Origin of the sequence: Brevundimonas sp. (genome assembly GCF_046299595.1) — a bacterium.
Classification (GTDB): Bacteria; Pseudomonadota; Alphaproteobacteria; order Caulobacterales; family Caulobacteraceae; genus Brevundimonas.
The window spans coordinates 512,679-529,943 of sequence record NZ_JBKBHQ010000001.1; the positions used below are offsets into that span (position 1 = coordinate 512,679).

A 17,265-nucleotide genomic window follows, 5' to 3' on the forward strand; every position below is an offset into this window, starting at 1 on the left:
CATGGTTGAGGGGCCTTCCTGACGGGCCGTCGGCGCACTACCTTGGCATGATGGCCCGCACCCCTGCTTCCGGCGGCTTTGGCGATATGTCCGCCGCCTTCGTCCACGACTTTGCCGGACCCGCCGCCAGCGCGGCATGGGTGCCGCACCGCCCTGCCCGCCCGGAGAAGCGCGGCGGCCAGCGCCGCTTTCGCCTGGCCAGCCCCTTCGAGCCCGCAGGCGATCAGCCCGCAGCCATCGCCGAGCTGGTGGAGGGCCTGAAGGGTGCCGAGCGCGATCAGGTCCTGCTGGGCGTCACCGGCTCGGGCAAGACCTTCACCATGGCCAAGATCATCGAGCAGACCCAGCGCCCGGCCCTGATCCTGGCCCACAACAAGACCCTGGCCGCCCAGCTCTATGCCGAGTTCAAGAGCTTCTTCCCCGACAATGCGGTCGAGTATTTCGTCTCCTACTACGACTACTATCAGCCCGAAGCCTATGTGCCGCGCACCGACACCTACATCGAGAAGGACAGCTCCATAAACGAGCAGATCGACCGGATGCGCCACGCGGCCACGCGGGCGATCCTGGAGCGCGACGACGTGATCGTGGTCGCCTCGGTCAGCTGCATCTATGGCATCGGCTCGGTCGAGACCTATACCGCCATGACCTTCCGCCTCGATGTGGGTCAGGTCATCGACGAGGCGAAGCTGCGCGCTGATCTGATCGCCCTGCAATACAAGCGCAACGACCAGGCGTTCGAGCGCGGCACCTTCCGGCGGCGCGGCGACACCATCGAGATTTTCCCGGTCCACTACGAGGACCGCGCCTGGCGCGTCAGCCTGTTCGGCGACGAGATCGAGTCGATTCACGAGTTCGACCCGCTCACCGGCCACAAGACCGCCGAGCTGCCGGGTGTGACCGTCTATGCCGCCAGCCACTACGTCACCCCGCGCCCGACGCTCAAACAGGCCATAGACTCCATACGGCGCGAGCTGAAGGTCCGGCTCGACGAGCTGAATGCCGAGGGCAAGCTGCTGGAGGCCCAGCGACTGGAGCAGCGCACCACCTTCGATCTGGAGATGCTGGAGGCGACCGGGTCGTGCGCGGGCATCGAGAATTATTCGCGCTATCTGACCGGGCGCAATCCGGGCGAGCCCCCGCCGACCTTCTTCGAATACATCCCCGACAATGCCCTGCTGTTCGTGGACGAGAGCCACGTCACCATCCCCCAGATCGGCGCCATGTTCCGCGGTGACCTGCGGCGCAAGACGACCCTGGCCGAGTATGGCTTTCGCCTGCCCTCCTGCATGGACAACCGCCCGCTCAAGTTCGAGGAGTGGGACGCCATGCGCCCCCAGAGCATCCACGTCAGTGCCACGCCCGGCCCGTGGGAGATGGAGCGGACCGGCGGCGTCTTCACCGAGCAGGTGATCCGCCCGACCGGCCTGATCGATCCGCCCGTCGAGGTGCGCCCGGTATCGAAGGACGGCTTCTCCCAGGTCGATGACGTGATCGCCGAGGTGCGCGAGGTGGCGGCGCGCGGCTATCGCTCGCTCATCACCGTCCTGACCAAGAAGATGGCCGAGGATCTGACCGAGTACATGAGCGAACAGGGCATCCGCGTTCGCTACATGCACGCCGACATCGACACCATCGAGCGCATCGAGACCATCCGCGACCTGCGCCTCGGGGCCTTTGACGTGCTGGTGGGCATCAATCTGCTGCGCGAGGGGCTGGACATTCCCGAATGCGGCCTGGTCGCCATTCTCGATGCGGACAAGGAGGGCTTCCTGCGCTCGGAGACCTCGCTGGTCCAGACCATCGGGCGTGCGGCGCGCAACGTCGACGGGCGCGTTATCCTCTATGCCGACCGCATCACCGGCTCCATGGAGCGCGCCATGGCCGAGACCACCCGGCGCCGTGAAAAGCAGCAGGCCTTCAACGAGGCGCACGGCATCACCCCCGCCAGCGTGCGCCGCGACATCCAGGACATTCTCGACAGCCCCTACGAGCGCGACCGCGTCACCGTGCCGGTCGGCGTGGCCGAGGACGTGCGCCCGTTCCTCGGCTCCAATTTCCAGGCCAGCCTGCGCGATCTGGAAAAGCGCATGCGCGAGGCGGCGTCCAATCTGGAGTTCGAGGAGGCGGCACGCCTGCGCGACGAGCTGAAGCGCCTCAAGATGCTCGATCTGGAGTTCGCCAACGAAGCCCTGACGCCCGCAGGCGAAGCCGTGGACACCGAGGCCCCCAAACGCGCGCGCGCCGCCGCAAGAGCCGCCTCGGCGGAAGCGTTCAGGAAGGGAAGGCTGTAGCCCCCTCCCCCCGCCGGCCTTTGCGGGCTTGAGCCTGCGCGGTGGGGGTGGTTATGGTGTAACGGCGTATCATTCATATTGTCGCCGGGGTGTCCTTTGTCCGTGATCAAGCCTTCGCTCTCCGCCCTTCTGTGCGGGTCCGCCGCCGCTGTCCTGCTGGCCGCCGCCAGCGCCCACGCCCAGCAGGCCCCGCTGATCCAGCCCGGCGCGCCCGGACAGGACAGCCGCACGCTGGAGGGCCGCGACGCCGCGCGGGTGGCCGACAACCGCTATTCGGCGGACGACGTGCGCTTCATGCAGGACATGATCCACCACCACGGCCAGGCGCTCGAGATGTCGGCACTTGTGCGCGGGCGCACCAACACCCCCGAACTGATCCAGCTGGCGGCGCGCATCGAGGCCTCCCAGGCCGACGAGATCACCTTCATGCAGGACTGGCTTCGCGAGCGCGGCGAGGACGCCCCTGCGCCTGCCCCCACGATGGGAGACGATCATTCGGGCCATCATGGCGACCATCACGGGGGGCACCATGGTGGGCACCACGGCATGGGTCACAGCGCCCATGCGGGCATGCCGGGCATGGCCACGCCCGCCCAGATGCGCGCGCTGGAAGCCGCCCGCGGCGAGGCCTTCGACCAGATGTTCCTCGAGCTGATGATCCGTCATCACGAGGGCGCATTGCAGATGGTCACCGAGCTGTTCGCGCGGCCCGGCTCGGCCTTCGATCCCGTTCTCTATCGCTTTGCCACGGACGTCTCCAACGAGCAGCAGGCCGAGATCAACCGCATGGCGGCCATGCTGCGGGCGCGCTCGTCGGACCCGCGCGTCAACCTGCGCCCCGGCTTCCGCGATGCGGGCGAGGCCATATACAACATGGAGCTGCTGGCCAGCCTGCCCAAGCCGACCGGCTTCTATGATCCGTCCAACCCCGAGGGCCTGCCCATGCGTGTGCCCGCGCCGTCCGAGGACGGCGATGCGCGCCGGGGCACCGCCGACCTGACCAGCCGCCGCGCGCCCTTCCTCAGCTTTGCCAACACCGACATGGCGTTCTCTGGCGACCTGCTGGCCGTGGGCAACTATCACGGGGTGCAGCTCTATCGCATGGGCGACGGGCCTGCGCCCGAGCTGATCAGTGCCATCGTCTGTCCCGGCGGCCAGGGCGATGTGTCCATCGCGGGCAACCTGCTGCTGATGTCGGTGGAATCCCCCAGCGCGCGTGTCGACTGCGGTCGCGAAGGTGTCGGCCCCGACCCCAGCCCCGAGCGCTTCCGTGGCCTGCGCATCTTCGACATTTCCGATCTGTCGCGCCCGCGCCAGGTGGGCCAGGTCCAGACGTGCCGGGGCTCTCACACCCACACCATCGTCGATGCGAATGACCAGCGCCTGATCGTCTACAACTCGGGCATCTCCAGCGTTCGCGCCGAAGAAGAGCTGGCCGGGTGCGTGGTGGGTCAGCCGGGCGAGACCCGCACGGCCCTGTTCCGTGTCGACGTGATCGAGATTCCGCTGGCCGATCCGTCGCGCGCGCGGATCATCGACAGCCCCGCCGTCTTTGCCGATGGCGACCAGCTCGCGGGGCTGTGGCGCGGGGGTGATCACGGCGACGGCACCCAGACCACCAACCGCACCGATCACTGTCACGACATCACGATCTTTCCGTCGCTGAACCTGGCGGCGGGGGCGTGCTCGGGCAACGGCATCCTGTTCGACATCAGCAACCCGCGCCAGCCCCGCCGCATCGATGCGGTGGTCGATCCGGCGTTCGCCTACTGGCACTCGGCCACCTTCAACAACGATGGCACCAAGGTGATCTTCACCGACGAGTGGGGCGGCGGTGGCCGTCCGCGCTGCCGCGTGCAGGACCCCCAGACCTGGGGCGCCAACGCCATCTATGACATCGTTGAGGGTCGCCTCGTGTTCCGCAGCTACTACAAGCTGCCCGCGCCCCAGACCGATCTCGAGAATTGCGTGGCCCACAACGGCTCGCTGGTGCCCGTGCCCGGCCGCGACCTGTTCGTTCAGGCCTGGTATCAGGGCGGTATCTCGATCAGCGACTTCACCGACACGGCCAATCCGGTCGAGATCGCCTATTTCGACCGCGGTCCGCTGAATGCCGAGCGCATGACCATGGCCGGCTACTGGTCGGTCTATTGGTACAATGGCCTGATCTACGGCACCGAGATCGCGCGCGGCCTCGACGTGTTCGCCCTGACGCCCAGCGCCTATCTCAGCGAGAACGAGATCGCGGCGGCGCGCATGGCCAACCTCGGCGAAACCGTCAATCCGCAGCAGCAGTTCGAGGTCACCTGGCCTGCGCACCCGGTCGTGGCGCGCGCCTATATGGACCAGCTCGGCCGCGACAATGCCCTGTCCGAAGCCAGTGCAGCGGGCCTCACGGCGACGCTGGAGCGGGCCACAGCTCTGGTGGATGGCGGCGGGCGCGACGCAGGCGTGGCACGTGATCTGCGTACCCAGGCGGGCCAGCTTCCGCGCGCCGAGGGCATGAGCGGGCGCCGTCTCGACGCCCTGCGCGATACGCTGACCCGCATCGCCGATCGCATCGGCTGACGCATCTGAACGCATCGGGACGGGCGTGAGGGGCACCCGCTCCTCAAGCCCGTCACCGCCGCGCATGAGGTGATCAGGCGGAATCTACCCGTCAGAAGTGCCAATGTGACGAGGCAGACTCGCGGTTGTCAGGCGCTTGAGAGCAAGCTTTGGTAATCCTCAATGCCATGCTCCCGCATGGCCTCGATGGCTTCAACGCGGGTCCTTCGATCCAGTTCTGCATCCTCGACGAAGCGCGTGTCCCTCAAAACGGCGACATGAGCTTTGTCCAGCCCATGATATTCGGCGCCGGCAATGACGGTCGCGAGGTACCAATCGAAAGGCCGTAATGTGTGGTCCAACGAGGTACCAATATAGCTGCTCGCCGGAACGGCGCTTCCCTCGACAGCGAAAGTGTCGTCGCGGCGGTAACCAGAGCCTGCTCCCTCGTGCCGGTCCAACTGCTCTCTTTCGGCCAGATCAATCTCGAAAATGACCCCGGGCACGGCGGAGTTCGGGGCGGTAACCAGGGTCGCCTTTCCTGAACCGTCCTTACTCGCCTTCGAAAACGCGAGACTCCAGGCGCGTGCAACTCCCGTCCGGACGACCTTCGCCGACGGGCAGCGGCCAAGCAGTCGAGCCGGCAACATGTTGGAGCCATAAGCGAAGTAGAGAAACGTCATTGGCCATTGCTCCCTTCGACATTCGCTCCATCGCGCAGTTGGCTGGCCGAGCGGGCGGGTTCCACCACTGTCAGAACGCAGCGCTCCGCTCGTTCGTGGACCATCGCGGCGAGACTTTCGATCGCCACAGGATCGAAGCCGGGGCGCACCAACTCGGCGGCAACCTCGCCTGTTCGCGCAATCACGCCATTGCTGATCTCCGCGACCCGCCTGCGTATCAGCGGCAAGCCGATACCCGCGTCCGCCGCGAACGCTGCCCACCCCTTCGCGTCCAGTTCGGCGAGCGTGGCGCGTTTCCCGACCTTCATGGCGAATTTCGGCGAGAGATCGGGATAAGCAACGGTCGCCAGCAGGTCATACAGCGGGGCGAGGCGTGGGCCTTCGGCGTCATAGAGGATCGAAAAATTCTTGCCGTGTGCGTCGGCGTTCCCGGCAATCACATTGAAGATCACCGCGTCGAGAAGCTTCAGCACGTCGACAGCAGGCCTTGCGGCGACACGGCGGAGCAGCGCGAAGCAATCCTTGAAGGTTGGGCCGCCTTCGCTGGCATATTTGGTCTCCGGTGGCACGCCGAGCGCCTGGCAGAAATCCTCCTGATGGATCCGGCGCACAATGCCATCATCGCCGATGGTGCGGTCATAGCGCTGGACCAGCAGAAACGTTCGATCCTGAACGGTGCGCGCTTCTGCCGGCGCGACATCGAGACCGATGGCGGCGGCAAGGCGCATGACGAACGCCTCGTTCTCGGTCGTAGCCGCGAAGCGCGATATCGGGGGCTTGAGAATATGCGTCGTCGGCTGGCCCGGCGCAGGCAACGCCACCGCCCCATCCACCAGCACCACCGGCACCTTCGATTGTGCGCCGGCGAGCGAAAGGCGCAATCCTTCCTGGCCCGCGAGCAGCGGGCGGACAGGCAGCGCATCCAGCACCCGGATCAGGCCTGCCTCGTCAAGCCGCGTTGGCCGTTGATCGGGGGCAAGAGTGGCCGGTAGTTCGCCGGGCGGCAGAAGTTGCAGCGCGCCAGCGACATCGCCTCCGAGGCGATCAAGAAGGGCGAAATCATTGGCGCGCGACACGCCGAGTGCCTGAGCCGCGGCGTCGCGCTGACCTTCCTCCGGCAGGAGGCCACCGAAGAACGGGCGGCACTCGCGGCGAGTGAACGGTTCCGCCCGCTTGGGCAGCGAAGCGGACAAGGGCTGCGCCGCCTCATCGTCGAGCCAGGGCGGCGCATAGGCGAAGCCGAGTTCACCATGCTGATCCTGCGTCAACTGGCCCACCAGGCGCCCGTCCCACCAGATATCGAGGGTGCGCGTCATGCCTTCTGAGGACCCTTTGGCCGCGCTCCTTTGGTGTCGGGGGGCGGCGTGATATCAAGCGAACATCCGAGCGCAGACAGGACCTGAAGCGTCTTGCCGATTTGCGCGGTCGGCTTGCCGGCCTCCAGATCGACGATGAAGCGCAGGCCGACGCCCGCTGCACCCGCAAGCTCGTCCTGTCGCAGGCCAGCGGCCTTGCGGGTGGTTCGGACGATGTCGCCGATCTCGGCAGTAGTAAGGTTGCGTCTGGCCATGATATTTACCGAACGGGAAAGTATCATGGATTTCAGAAAAATGTCTATCAGAATTTCCCGTTCGGGAAAGCTTGCTCCTCCTCGCTGTCCCGGCCGCGAAATATTCCCGAACGGGAAATCACTGTGATCGGACACCCTGATCTTGAAGGCATTCACGCGCTTCTAAGGATAAAGACCCGCCCCTCACTCCCACTCGATGGTGCTCTGACTGACATCGTGTTGTTTCAACACGATTTTTTTGACTTGTTGGCAAAAACACCGTCTAAAGCACCGTCAAAATTCTTAAGTATTGAATCTACTGAGGAAAATATCGGTTATCAAATTCGCGTGAATTCGGGGACTTTTGACACCTTATGATCCACCGACCGGCGCTCTGATATATTGCGGAATACGCCATCAACTTGCGGGATGTCGTCAATGTTCCGCAATCATCTTGCGGCGAGAATTCCAGAACTTCAAGAGCGGCGACCGCCGCCAGCTCCACGCCAAGATCAACGGTCTTTCTGCGCGGATTCGCGGACCTTCAGCAATGGCCTGGTCCCCTTGCTCAACGGTCCCGGCGCGCCAGCCATATCCTCATTCGTCGGATCTCCACTTCCTGGGCGCGGATGATGTCCTGGGCTAGGCTGCGGACCTCGGGGTCTTCGCCATGCTCCAGGGCGATGCGAGCCATGGCCACGGCGCCCTCGTGGTGGGCGATCATGCCGCGCATGAAGTCCACGTCCGAATCCCCGGAGAAGGCGATGTCCATGTCCCGGTGCATGCGCTCGTTGGCGGCGCGGTAGGCCCGGGTCGAGGGCGCGTCCTGGGGGCTGTCGTCGTGGCCCTCGTGCAGGTCCCGGGCCGGAACGCTCCCGGTTGAGGAGGCGGCCGACTCGGGCGAGCGGGGCTTCATCCTCTCCCCGTAGTTGAAGGCGAACACGCCGAGCGCGAGGGCGATCAACACCGCGATCGCTGAAATCCATCCAATCTTCTTCACGGCGTCATCTCCATGAGGCGCGGGCGGAGGCCTGAACGCCTCCACGTCGCAAGGGCGTCAGTCTTCGGCCTTTCGGCGATTCAGGATGCGTTTGGGCTCACGGTATCCCAGGAGCCTGAGGGCGTTGATGACCACGATCAGGGTGGACCCCTCGTGCAGGGCGACCGCCGGTCCGATGCCGAGGCCGAGGATGGTGGCCGGGACCAGGAACGCCACGATGCCGAGGCTGACGAACAGGTTCTGCAAGATGATGCGCCGCGTGTGGCGGCTCAGGCCAACGGTGAAGGGCAACTGCGAGAGGTCGTCGGCCATCAGCGCCACGTCCGCCGTCTCCAGGGCGACGTCGGAACCGGCCGCACCCATGGAGACAGCCACGGTCGCCGTGGCCATGGCCGGGGCGTCATTCACCCCATCCCCGACCATGGCGACCTTGCCCTCGTCACGCATCGCCTTGATGGCTTCGACCTTGTCCTCGGGCATGAGATCGCCCCAGGCTTCGGTCAGGCCGACCTGGCCGGCGATCGCCTCGGCCGCCTTCTGGTGGTCGCCGGAGATCATGATCATGCGCTTGACGCCGAGCGCGCGCAGCGCATCGAGCGCGGGTCCGGCCGCCGCCCTCGGCGTGTCGAGCAGGCCGATGACGCCCAGGTCGCGTTCGCCCTTGCGCACCACCATCAGGGTGCGGCCCTGGTCGCGCAGCCGCGCCACCACGATGTCCGTCTCGCCCCTGAGCGGGGCGAGACCATCCGCGCCGAACATGTCGGGCTTGCCGATCCAGATGGTTTCGCCGCCGAACTCGGCGGTGACGCCCTTGCCGGTGTGGCTTTGCAGACCAGTCGCTTGCGGGATGTGGACGCCGCCGAGCCGTTCGGCCCCATCGCGGGCGATGGCGGCCGCCAGGGGGTGATCGCTGAGCCGCTCCACCGCGACGGCGACCGTAAGGAGTTCGGCCCCTGCGACGCCACCCACGGCGACCGCGTCGACGATGCGGGGACGACCCTCGGTCAGGGTGCCTGTCTTGTCGAAGGCGATGGCGTCGAGCGAGCCCAGGTTCTCCAGCGGCGCGCCGCCCTTGATCAGGACGCCCGCGCGAGCGGCCCGGGCCACGCCGGACAGAACCGCGCTCGGGGTGGCGATGGCTAGGGCGCAAGGACTGGCGGCCACCAGCACGGCCATGGCGCGATAGAAGCTGTCGCGGAACGGCTCGTCCACCACCACCCAGGCGAACAACAGGACGAAGGCGAGCGCCAGGACCAGCGGCACGAAGATGCGCTCGAACCGCTCGGTGAACCGCTGGGTCGGGGATTTGCGGGTCTCGGCTTCGCTGACCATGCGCACCACCTTGGCCAGGGTCGTGTCGCTGGACCTGCGCGTGGTCTCGATCTCGATGGCCCCGGAGCCGTTGATGGTGCCGGCGAAGACGACGGAGGCTGATCCGACCGAAGCCGGCCGGGTGCGCGCCTCCGCAGGATCGGCGACAGGCTCTTTGTCGACCGGCATGCTCTCGCCGGTGACCGGAGCCTGGTTGATGCTGGTCGAACCGGCGACGACGAAGCCGTCAGCCGGCAGGCGTTCATTGGGCCGCACGATCACGATGTCGCCGACCTCAAGGGCCTCGACCGGCAGTTCGACCACCTGGCCTTCACGGCGGACATGGGCGGTGCGCGGCGCCAGTTCGGCCAGGGCCTCGATGGCGCGCTTGGCGCGGCCCATGGCGTAGTGCTCCAGCGCATGGCCGAGGCTGAACAGGAACAGCAGCAGCGCGCCCTCGGCCCAGGCGCCCAGCGCGGCCGCGCCGGCGGCGGCCACCAGCATCAGGGTGTCGATCTCGAAGCGCCTGCGGCGCAGGTTCTCGATCGCCTCGCGCACGGTGAAGAAGCCGCCGAAGCCGTAGGCGGTCAGATAAAGGGCGAGCGGAATCCAGCCCGTCAGGCCCGCGACCAGCTTCTCCAGGGCGAAACCGATGATCAGGGCGGCGCCGCTCGCCAGGGCGAAGATCAGTTCGGTGTTGGGGCCGAGGAAGCCGCCGTGGGTGTGGCCGTGCCCGTCATCCGGCCCATGAGCATGGTCGCGGCCCTCGCCGTGGTCATGGGCGTGGTCGTGGGCGTGGTCGTGGGCGCCGCTCTCGCCGTGACCCTCCTCGGATCGTCCCGGCGTCGGCTCGGAAGGCGTGTCCGAGAAACCCAGGTCGTGCCCGGCGAGCAGCCGATCAATACCCGCCCGATCTATGTGTTCGCGGTCGAACTCCAGGCGCACGGCGCCGGAAGCGTCGACGACCGCTTCCACGACGCCCGGATAGTCCGCCAGGGCGGCCTCGATGGTGCGCGCGTGCCGGGCGTGCCGGACCCCGTCCAGCCATCCGGCCAGATGGCCGTAGCGTCCGCTGATCTCGGCGCCGGCCTGTCGGGCGCGCTTGCGCACCTGGGCGAGGGTGAGCTGGTCCGGGTCATAGTGGATGCAGAGCCGCGGCGGCGTCTCGCCCTCGACGATATGGGCCACGGCCACGCCCGGTTCGCTGCGCAGGGTCGCGATCAGCCGCCCGACGCAGGCGTCCGAGGCGTCGGGCGCGCCCGGCAGGAGGATCGGGAGGTCCAGTTTCGTGGTCTTGGACATGGTGCGGCTCCAGGTCGGCGATAGGCGTGTCAGGCGGGACCGGACGGCCCGCCCGCGAGATCGGGCTGAAGGTCCGGGGCCTCCGGCAGGGACGAGGTTTCCTGCGGCGAGGATGTCGCCGCAGGCGCCGCGTGGCCCCGCTTGTGGTGCCGCCATTCCTCCCACAATGCGCGCGTGGTCAGGCCGAGCAGAAGGGAAAGGACGGCGATGACGGCGGCGATGATGGTCGCGGGTCGGATTTTCTTCATGGCCATGGCGTCCTCCAGGAAGGCGCGGGGCGAGGGAGTCGAGCGGTCATTTGACCTCTCCTTCCTTGGTCAGTCTGGACTTTCGGGCGTCCCGCAGAATCTGGACGCCGCCCTTCAGCGCGATGGCGGCGACCATGACGCCGACCAACAGGTCGGGCCAAGCCTGATCCAGCCACAAGACCAGGGCGCCGGCGACCAGGATGCCGCCGTTGGCGGCGAAGTCGTTGAAGCTGAAGGTCTCGGCCGCCTTCATGTTCACGTCCTCGCTGTGTTGACGGCGGATGAGTTCGAAGCAGACGAGGTTGATCACCGCCGCCACGACCGCCAGGCCCATCATGGTCCAGCCGATGGGCTCCGTGCCGAACCACCAGCGCCGCCCGGCGTCGATCAGCACGCCGGCGGCGAAGATCAGAAGCATGACGCCGGAGAAACGGGCGGCCCCCTGCTTCCAGGCCAGGGCGCGCCCGACCGCGAGGAAGCTGATGAGATAGACTGCCGCGTCCGAGGCGTTGTCCAGCGCGTTGGCGATCAGGGCGCTGGAATCGGCGGCGAGGCCGCCGATTCCGAGCATCGCGAACAGCAGTGCGTTGAGGGCGAGGACGATCAGAAGCATACGCTTCTGGATTCGCGGCGATGCGTGTGACCCGCTCACAGCCCCTCCTCCCGGACGCGGGGCCGCATGACCCGCGCGGCAAAGGTGGGAACGACCAGCAGGGTCAGGGCTGTCGCGGTCATCAAGCCGCCGATGACCACGGTGGCGAGCGGCTTTTGCACCTCCGCGCCCGCTCCGTGGGCCAGGGCCATGGGGATGAAGCCGACGATGGCCACCAAGGCCGTGGTCAGCACCGCGCGGAGACGACTGGCGGCGCCCTGGATCGCCGCCTCATGCGGCGGCAGGCCGCCGTCCAGCCGTTCGCGAATGGACTGCATCAGCACTAGGCCGTTCAACGTCGCGACGCCCGAGACGGCGATGAAGCCCACCGCCGCCGACACCGAGAAGGGTATCCCCCTGAGGAACAGCGACAGTGCCCCGCCTACCAAGGCGAGCGGAACGCAGGCGAACACCAGTCCGGCTTCCTTAAAGGAGCCGAGCGCCATGAACAGCAAAGCCCCGATCATGAGGAAAACCAGGGGCACCACCAGCCCCAGGCGCTGCTCGGCCCGTTGCAGGTTCTCGAACTGCCCGCCCCAATCGAGCCGCACTCCCGTCGGCAGGGCGATGGACTCGACGCGATCCTGCGCCTCCGCGACGAAGCCGCCCAGATCGCGCCCGCGCACATTGGCCTGAACGACCACGCGGCGGCTACCGTCGTTGCGGCTTATCTGGTTGGGGCCTTCGGAGACCTGGATGCGGGCGACCGAGGACAGGGGCACGGAGACGCCCGTGGGCGACACGATCGGCAGGGCCGCCAGCGCGGCCGGGTCGTCGCGCATGGCGGCAGGCAGGCGCACCACCACGTCGAAGCGGCGATCGCCCTCGAACACCTGGCCGGCTTCTGCTCCGCCGATGGCGGCCGAAACCGCCTCGGAGACATCGGCCGCCGCGAGGCCGTAGTTGGCGGCGGCGAAGCGGTCGACACTGATGGTCAGGGTCGGCAGGCCGGAGGTCTGCTCCACCCGCACATCGGCGGCGCCCTCGGTCTGACGAAGTGCATTGGCCACCTGGTCGGCGACCTGGTTCAGCTGCGCGAAGTCGTCACCATAGACCATGACGGCGAGATCGGTCCGGACGCCCGAGATCAGCTCGTTGAAGCGCAACTCGATCGGCTGACTGAACTCGAAGGCATTGCCGATCTGGAGGGCAGCCAAGCCTTCGATGCGCTCGATCAGGGCTTCCTTGGAGAGATTCGGATCGGGCCAGTCGCGCCGGTCCTTCAGCACGATGACGGCGTCGGAGATATTGGGCGGCATGGGGTCCACCGCCGCCTCCGCCGTGCCGGTGCGCGAGAACATGGTCTCCACCTCGGGCTGTTCCGTGATGGCCCGTTCCAGCGCCATTTGCATCGCCAGCGATTGCTCCAGCGAGGCCGAAGGCACCCTCAGCGCCTGCATGGCGATGTCGCCCTCGTCCAGTGTGGGAACGAACTCGCGCCCCAGGGTGGAGAAGGCGAGCAGGCCGACTAGCAGCGCCGCGACCGCCGAGGCCATCACCGTGCGCGGCCGGGCGACGGCGCGCCGGATGATCGGCTCCACCCGCTGACGCACCCAGCGGATGATGCGGGTTTCGTGCTCCAGCGCGCGGCCTTCCGTATCCAGGTGGATCGTCTTCGGCTCACGCACAAGCAGCGCCGCCATGGCGGGCACGAAGGTGAAGGAGAAGATGAAAGCGCCAGCGAGCGCCAGCATCACCGTCGCGGCCATGGGGATGAAGGTCTTGCCCTCGACTCCTTCCAATAGCAGCAGCGGGGTGAACACTAGCAGGATGATCAGTTGGCCGAATGCGGCCGGGCGGACCATCTTCCTCGCTGCGGCGGCCGCGACCTGAAGCCGCTCGATACGCGACAGCGCCCGTCCCAATTCCACCCGCTTCTGGGACAGCATCAGAAGGGTGCTCTCGATGACGATGACCGCGCCATCGACCAGCAGGCCGAAGTCGAGCGCGCCCAGGCTCATCAGATTGCCGCTGATGCCGAACCGGTTCATGCCGATGACCGCGAACAGGAAGCTGATGGGGATCATCAGGGCCGTGATCGCCGCCGCACGGATGTTGCCGAGCAGCAGGAACAGCACCGCGATCACCAGCAGGGCGCCTTCGGTGAGGTTGGTTGCCACCGTCTTGATGGTGGCGTTCACCAGGGCGCTGCGGTCCAGCACCGTCACCGCCTCGATCCCCGGCGGCAGGGTCGGCCTGATCTGCTCCAGCCGTTCGCCGGCCGCCTGCGCCACCGTGCGGCTGTTGCCACCGGCGATCATCAGGGCCGTGCCCAACACCGCCTCATGACCGTCGCGGGTGGCGCCGCCCATGCGCGGGGCTTGGCCGATTTCCACCGTGGCCACGTCTGCGACGCGCACCACCAGACCGCCGCGATTGACCACGGGCGCCTGGGCCAGGTCCTCGATGGTCGAGGCCAGGGCGTCGGTGCGAACCGTCAACGCCTCTCCCGAACGCTGAACATACCCCGCGCCGGCCTGGGTGTTGGCTCGGTCGAGCGCCTGGATCAGATCACCCAGACTCAATCCATAGGCCGACAGTCGCGACGGGTCGGGACGGACGGCGTATTCCTTCACATAGCCGCCCACCGTATCCACGCCCGCAAGCCCCAACGCAGTGCGCATCTGGGGCGCGATAATCCAGTCCTGGACGGTGCGCAGATAGGTGGCCCGCGCTTCCGGGGTGGTCAGCAGTTCGCCTTCGGGCGTCAGATAGGCGCCGCCTGCCTGCCAGCCCGGCTGACCCTGTCGGGAGAGGTTGTCACTGTTGAACGGCACATAATCGACCGTCCACATCAGCACTTCGCCGAGACCCGTGGTGATCGGGGCCATTGCGGGCTCTACGCCTTCGGGCATGGTTTCGCGCGCGGCAGCCAGCCGTTCGGCCACCTGCTGGCGGGCGAAGTAGATGTCGGTGCGGTCGGTGAAGATGACCGTCACCTGGCTGAAGCCGTTGCGGCTCAAAGACCGGGTCGAGGTCAGGCCGGGGATGCCGGCCATGGCGGTCTCGATCGGATAGGTCACCTGCCGTTCGATCTGCTCTGGCGCGAGCGCCGGAGCGACCGTGGTGACCTGCACCTGCCGGTTGGTGATGTCCGGCACGGCGTCGATGGGCAGTTGCGTCAGGTTATAGAGACCGACAGCGGCGACCAGGGCGGTGACGAGGACGACGGTCCAGCGGAAGCGGACGGACGCCTCGATGATGAGTTTGAACATGGTCCCGGATTCCCTCAGTGCCCGTGCTCGGCTTCGCCCTTGGCCAGTTCGGCCTTGAGCAGGAAGGCTCCGGTTCCGGCGACGCGCTCGCCGCCATTCAGACCGCGCAGGATTTCGGTGCGCCCGCCCGCCTGCCGCCCGACAAGGACGGGCGTGGCCTGGAAGCCCCCCGTGACCTGGACGAAGACCACGGTGGCGCCTTCGACCGTCTGGATGGCTTCCGTCGGCACGGTGAGGCCGCCTGGCATCTCGCCGGTGACGATGGCGCCGGAGACAGCGGAACCCGCCGGAGGCAGGCCGCCGCCTGAGGGCCGAGCACGGATAACGGTGGCTCCGCTCTCGCCGCCGGCTCCGGCGGCCACGCCCGTGACCACGGCGTCGAACTCGCCTGACGGGCCGACGACCCGCAGTGACGCGCCCACGCGGACGCTGGCGGCCAGGGTCGGAGGCGCGTTGAACACCAGTTCCACTCGCGCAGGGTTGGTGACCTCGGCGACCACGCCGCCCTGAGGCACGAAGCCGCCCGGGCCGACCTGGACCGAAGTGACCACACCGGAGATCGGGCTCGTGACGCTGAGCCGACCCGAAGCGCTGGGCGCCCCGGCGGCGGCGGCCCGAGCGCGCGCGGCGCCAGCGGCCGCCTGTGCGCTCAGAGCCTCCGCGTGCGACACCTCGGCCTCGCGCCGGGCTACCACGCCCAGGTCGGCCAATTCCTCATCGCGGCCGTGGGCCTGTTCCGCCGCGATGTAGGCGGCCTGCGCCGCGTCGGCTTCGGCCCTTAGGGTGGCGGCGTCGCCGCTGACCAGGCTGACCAGCGGCTGGCCGGCGCGAACGGACTGGCCCGGCGCCACCAGGACCCGCTCGACCCGGCCGCCGACGACGGCGGCCACCGTCGCGCGGGAATCGACCATGGACTCGACCCGTCCGGACAACCGGGTTTCGCCACCGCCGCCACCCCCTATGGCCACTATTTGAATGCCTGCGGCTTCGATCTGCTGGGCGGTCAGGGCCACAAAGCCTTCACGCTCGACGCCCTCGGCCTCATCGCCGTGGTCATCGTGACCGTCGGCCTCCTGTCCCGGCTGGCTCTGCGTCTCCCGAGGTGGAGAAGGATTCAGGGCGAGGAAGACGCCCGCGCTGCCGATCAGCACGACAGCGGCGGCTCCCGCGATCAACACGGACTTGTTCACTGTGGGCTTGCGCATCATTGGGCTCCTTGGAAGGGCAGGCGGCCCTCTAGACGTGCGAGGTCGATCTCGGCGCGAACACGCGCCAGGCGCGCGTCGATGGCGGTGGATCGGGCGCTGATGAGGGCGGTTCGAGTCGCCCGGAGCTCCAGTTGGGAAATCCGACCTGCGTCGAAGCCAAGACGGGCCAATCGGTAGGCTTCTTCAGCGGCGGATACGCCGGCATCAGCGGCCCGGACGCGACTTGCCGACGACGCAAGGCGCGCCTCGGCGGCGGCACGGTCCGCCTGCGCATCCTGGCGCGCGCTGACCAAGCGCGCATCGGCTGCCCGGACCTCAGCCTGCGCCGCATCGACGTTTCCTCGGTTCCGATCGAAGAAGGGCAGCGGCATGCTTATGCCGAAGGTCAGCGCGGTGGCGTCCTCAACTTCGTAGCGGCGGAAGCCGACGCTCACACTGACGTCGGGACGCGTTCTGGCGCGCTCAACGCCGACACGACGCTCTGCCGCCTGCCGCTCAGCCTCGGCTACGCGCACGGTCGGCGCGACATCCCCAGATGGGATTGAACGCGGTTCCAGGTCCAGCAGGCTGATGGTGATCTCGGTGACCGGCGCCGCCAGCATCGCCACGGCGGTCAGTCGAGCGAATGCGGCGTCTCGTTCGGCGATCGCTTCATCATATGTCGCGCGCGCGGCGGCCACTTCGGCTTCGCCCTGTATGCCACGGAACAAGGGCTCACGCCCCGCCTCCACGAGCGTCAGCGCCGCGCGGGCGTCCGCGAGTGCGAGGTCGAGCCCTTCTTCCGCCAGTTCGGCACGGCGTTGCGCCGCTTCCGCTTCGGCGTAGGCGAGCGCCAGGCGCCCGGCGGCGTCGATCACGGCAAGGTCGCGGAGGAGCACGGCTGTGCCGGCTTCCGCGCGGGCGACATCGACTCGGGCTTGACGGCGCCCCCAGAGTTCAAGGTCTTGCGTGACGGCAAAGGTGCTCTCGGCGTTGCTGAACCCTGAAAAGGGTCCCGAACCGAAGGCGTTCTCGACATCCAGAGAGACCGTGGGATTGGGGCGCACACCTGCTTGGCGGACACGCGCATCGGCTGCCTCGACCAGCGCGCCGGCCTCCACGGCCGCCGGGGATTGGTCAAGTCGGGCGAGCAGTTCGAAGTAGGAAGGAGCGGGGTCAGCCCAGGCAGGGCTGGAAAAGGCCGCCAGCAAGGCGGCGCAACTGGCCGTCAAAGACGGCCGCCGGCGATGGGAAGCAGGCATGAGTCATCATCCAAG

The 17,265-nt window shown here is 67.6% G+C and carries 12 protein-coding genes; 2 read left to right on the forward strand and 10 right to left on the reverse strand.

Annotation, left to right across the window (positions count from 1 at the left end; all coding sequences use genetic code 11):
- Positions 1-86: 86 nt before the first annotated feature.
- Both uvrB and ACK4E3_RS02530 read left to right on the forward strand, forming a co-directional pair.
- Positions 87-2,294 (forward strand): excinuclease ABC subunit UvrB, encoded by a 2,208-nt coding sequence (gene uvrB / locus ACK4E3_RS02525; RefSeq protein ID WP_409701028.1) that lies wholly within the window; start codon positions 87-89, stop codon positions 2,292-2,294.
- Between the two features lie 102 nt (positions 2,295-2,396).
- Positions 2,397-4,862 carry a DUF305 domain-containing protein gene (locus tag ACK4E3_RS02530; RefSeq protein ID WP_409695891.1) on the forward strand — a complete coding sequence of 822 codons (2,466 nt, stop codon included), beginning with the start codon at positions 2,397-2,399 and terminating at the stop codon, positions 4,860-4,862.
- 128 nt (positions 4,863-4,990) lie between these two features.
- On the opposite strand, the gene ACK4E3_RS02535 is transcribed toward ACK4E3_RS02530, so the two are convergent.
- From ACK4E3_RS02535 to ACK4E3_RS02580, 10 genes are all read right to left on the reverse strand, one after another.
- Positions 4,991-5,524: a gamma-glutamylcyclotransferase family protein gene (locus tag ACK4E3_RS02535; protein WP_409695894.1), complete on the reverse strand. Its 534-nt coding sequence runs from the start codon at positions 5,522-5,524 to the stop codon at positions 4,991-4,993.
- On the reverse strand, positions 5,521-6,840 hold the full coding sequence (locus tag ACK4E3_RS02540) for a type II toxin-antitoxin system HipA family toxin (protein WP_409695897.1): 1,320 nt from the start codon (positions 6,838-6,840) through the stop codon (positions 5,521-5,523). Before ACK4E3_RS02540 ends, ACK4E3_RS02535 begins: the two co-directional genes overlap by 4 nt.
- Positions 6,837-7,250 (reverse strand): helix-turn-helix transcriptional regulator, encoded by a 414-nt coding sequence (locus ACK4E3_RS02545; RefSeq protein ID WP_409695900.1) that lies wholly within the window; start codon positions 7,248-7,250, stop codon positions 6,837-6,839. Before ACK4E3_RS02545 ends, ACK4E3_RS02540 begins: the two co-directional genes overlap by 4 nt.
- Before the next feature lie 391 nt (positions 7,251-7,641).
- Positions 7,642-8,073, reverse strand: a complete 432-nt coding sequence (locus ACK4E3_RS02550; protein WP_409695903.1) for a DUF305 domain-containing protein — start codon at positions 8,071-8,073, stop codon at positions 7,642-7,644.
- A 57-nt stretch (positions 8,074-8,130) separates the two neighbouring features.
- Positions 8,131-10,686, reverse strand: a complete 2,556-nt coding sequence (locus tag ACK4E3_RS02555) for a heavy metal translocating P-type ATPase (RefSeq protein ID WP_409695906.1) — start codon at positions 10,684-10,686, stop codon at positions 8,131-8,133.
- A gap of 29 nt (positions 10,687-10,715) precedes the next feature.
- Entirely contained in the window at positions 10,716-10,940 is a 225-nt protein-coding gene (locus ACK4E3_RS02560; protein ID WP_409695909.1) for a hypothetical protein, read from the reverse strand.
- Positions 10,941-10,980: 40 nt separating this feature from the next.
- A complete protein-coding gene (locus tag ACK4E3_RS02565) occupies positions 10,981-11,547 on the reverse strand; it encodes a cation transporter (protein ID WP_409695912.1) in 567 nt (188 codons plus the stop codon).
- Between the two features lie 35 nt (positions 11,548-11,582).
- Complete coding sequence (locus ACK4E3_RS02570) at positions 11,583-14,801, reverse strand: efflux RND transporter permease subunit (protein WP_409695915.1); 3,219 nt, start codon at positions 14,799-14,801, stop codon at positions 11,583-11,585.
- 14 nt (positions 14,802-14,815) lie between these two features.
- A complete protein-coding gene (locus ACK4E3_RS02575; RefSeq protein ID WP_409695918.1) occupies positions 14,816-16,006 on the reverse strand; it encodes an efflux RND transporter periplasmic adaptor subunit in 1,191 nt (396 codons plus the stop codon).
- Positions 16,006-17,250 (reverse strand): TolC family protein, encoded by a 1,245-nt coding sequence (locus ACK4E3_RS02580; protein ID WP_409695920.1) that lies wholly within the window; start codon positions 17,248-17,250, stop codon positions 16,006-16,008. Before ACK4E3_RS02580 ends, ACK4E3_RS02575 begins: the two co-directional genes overlap by 1 nt.
- Between the last annotated feature and the right edge of the window lie 15 nt (positions 17,251-17,265).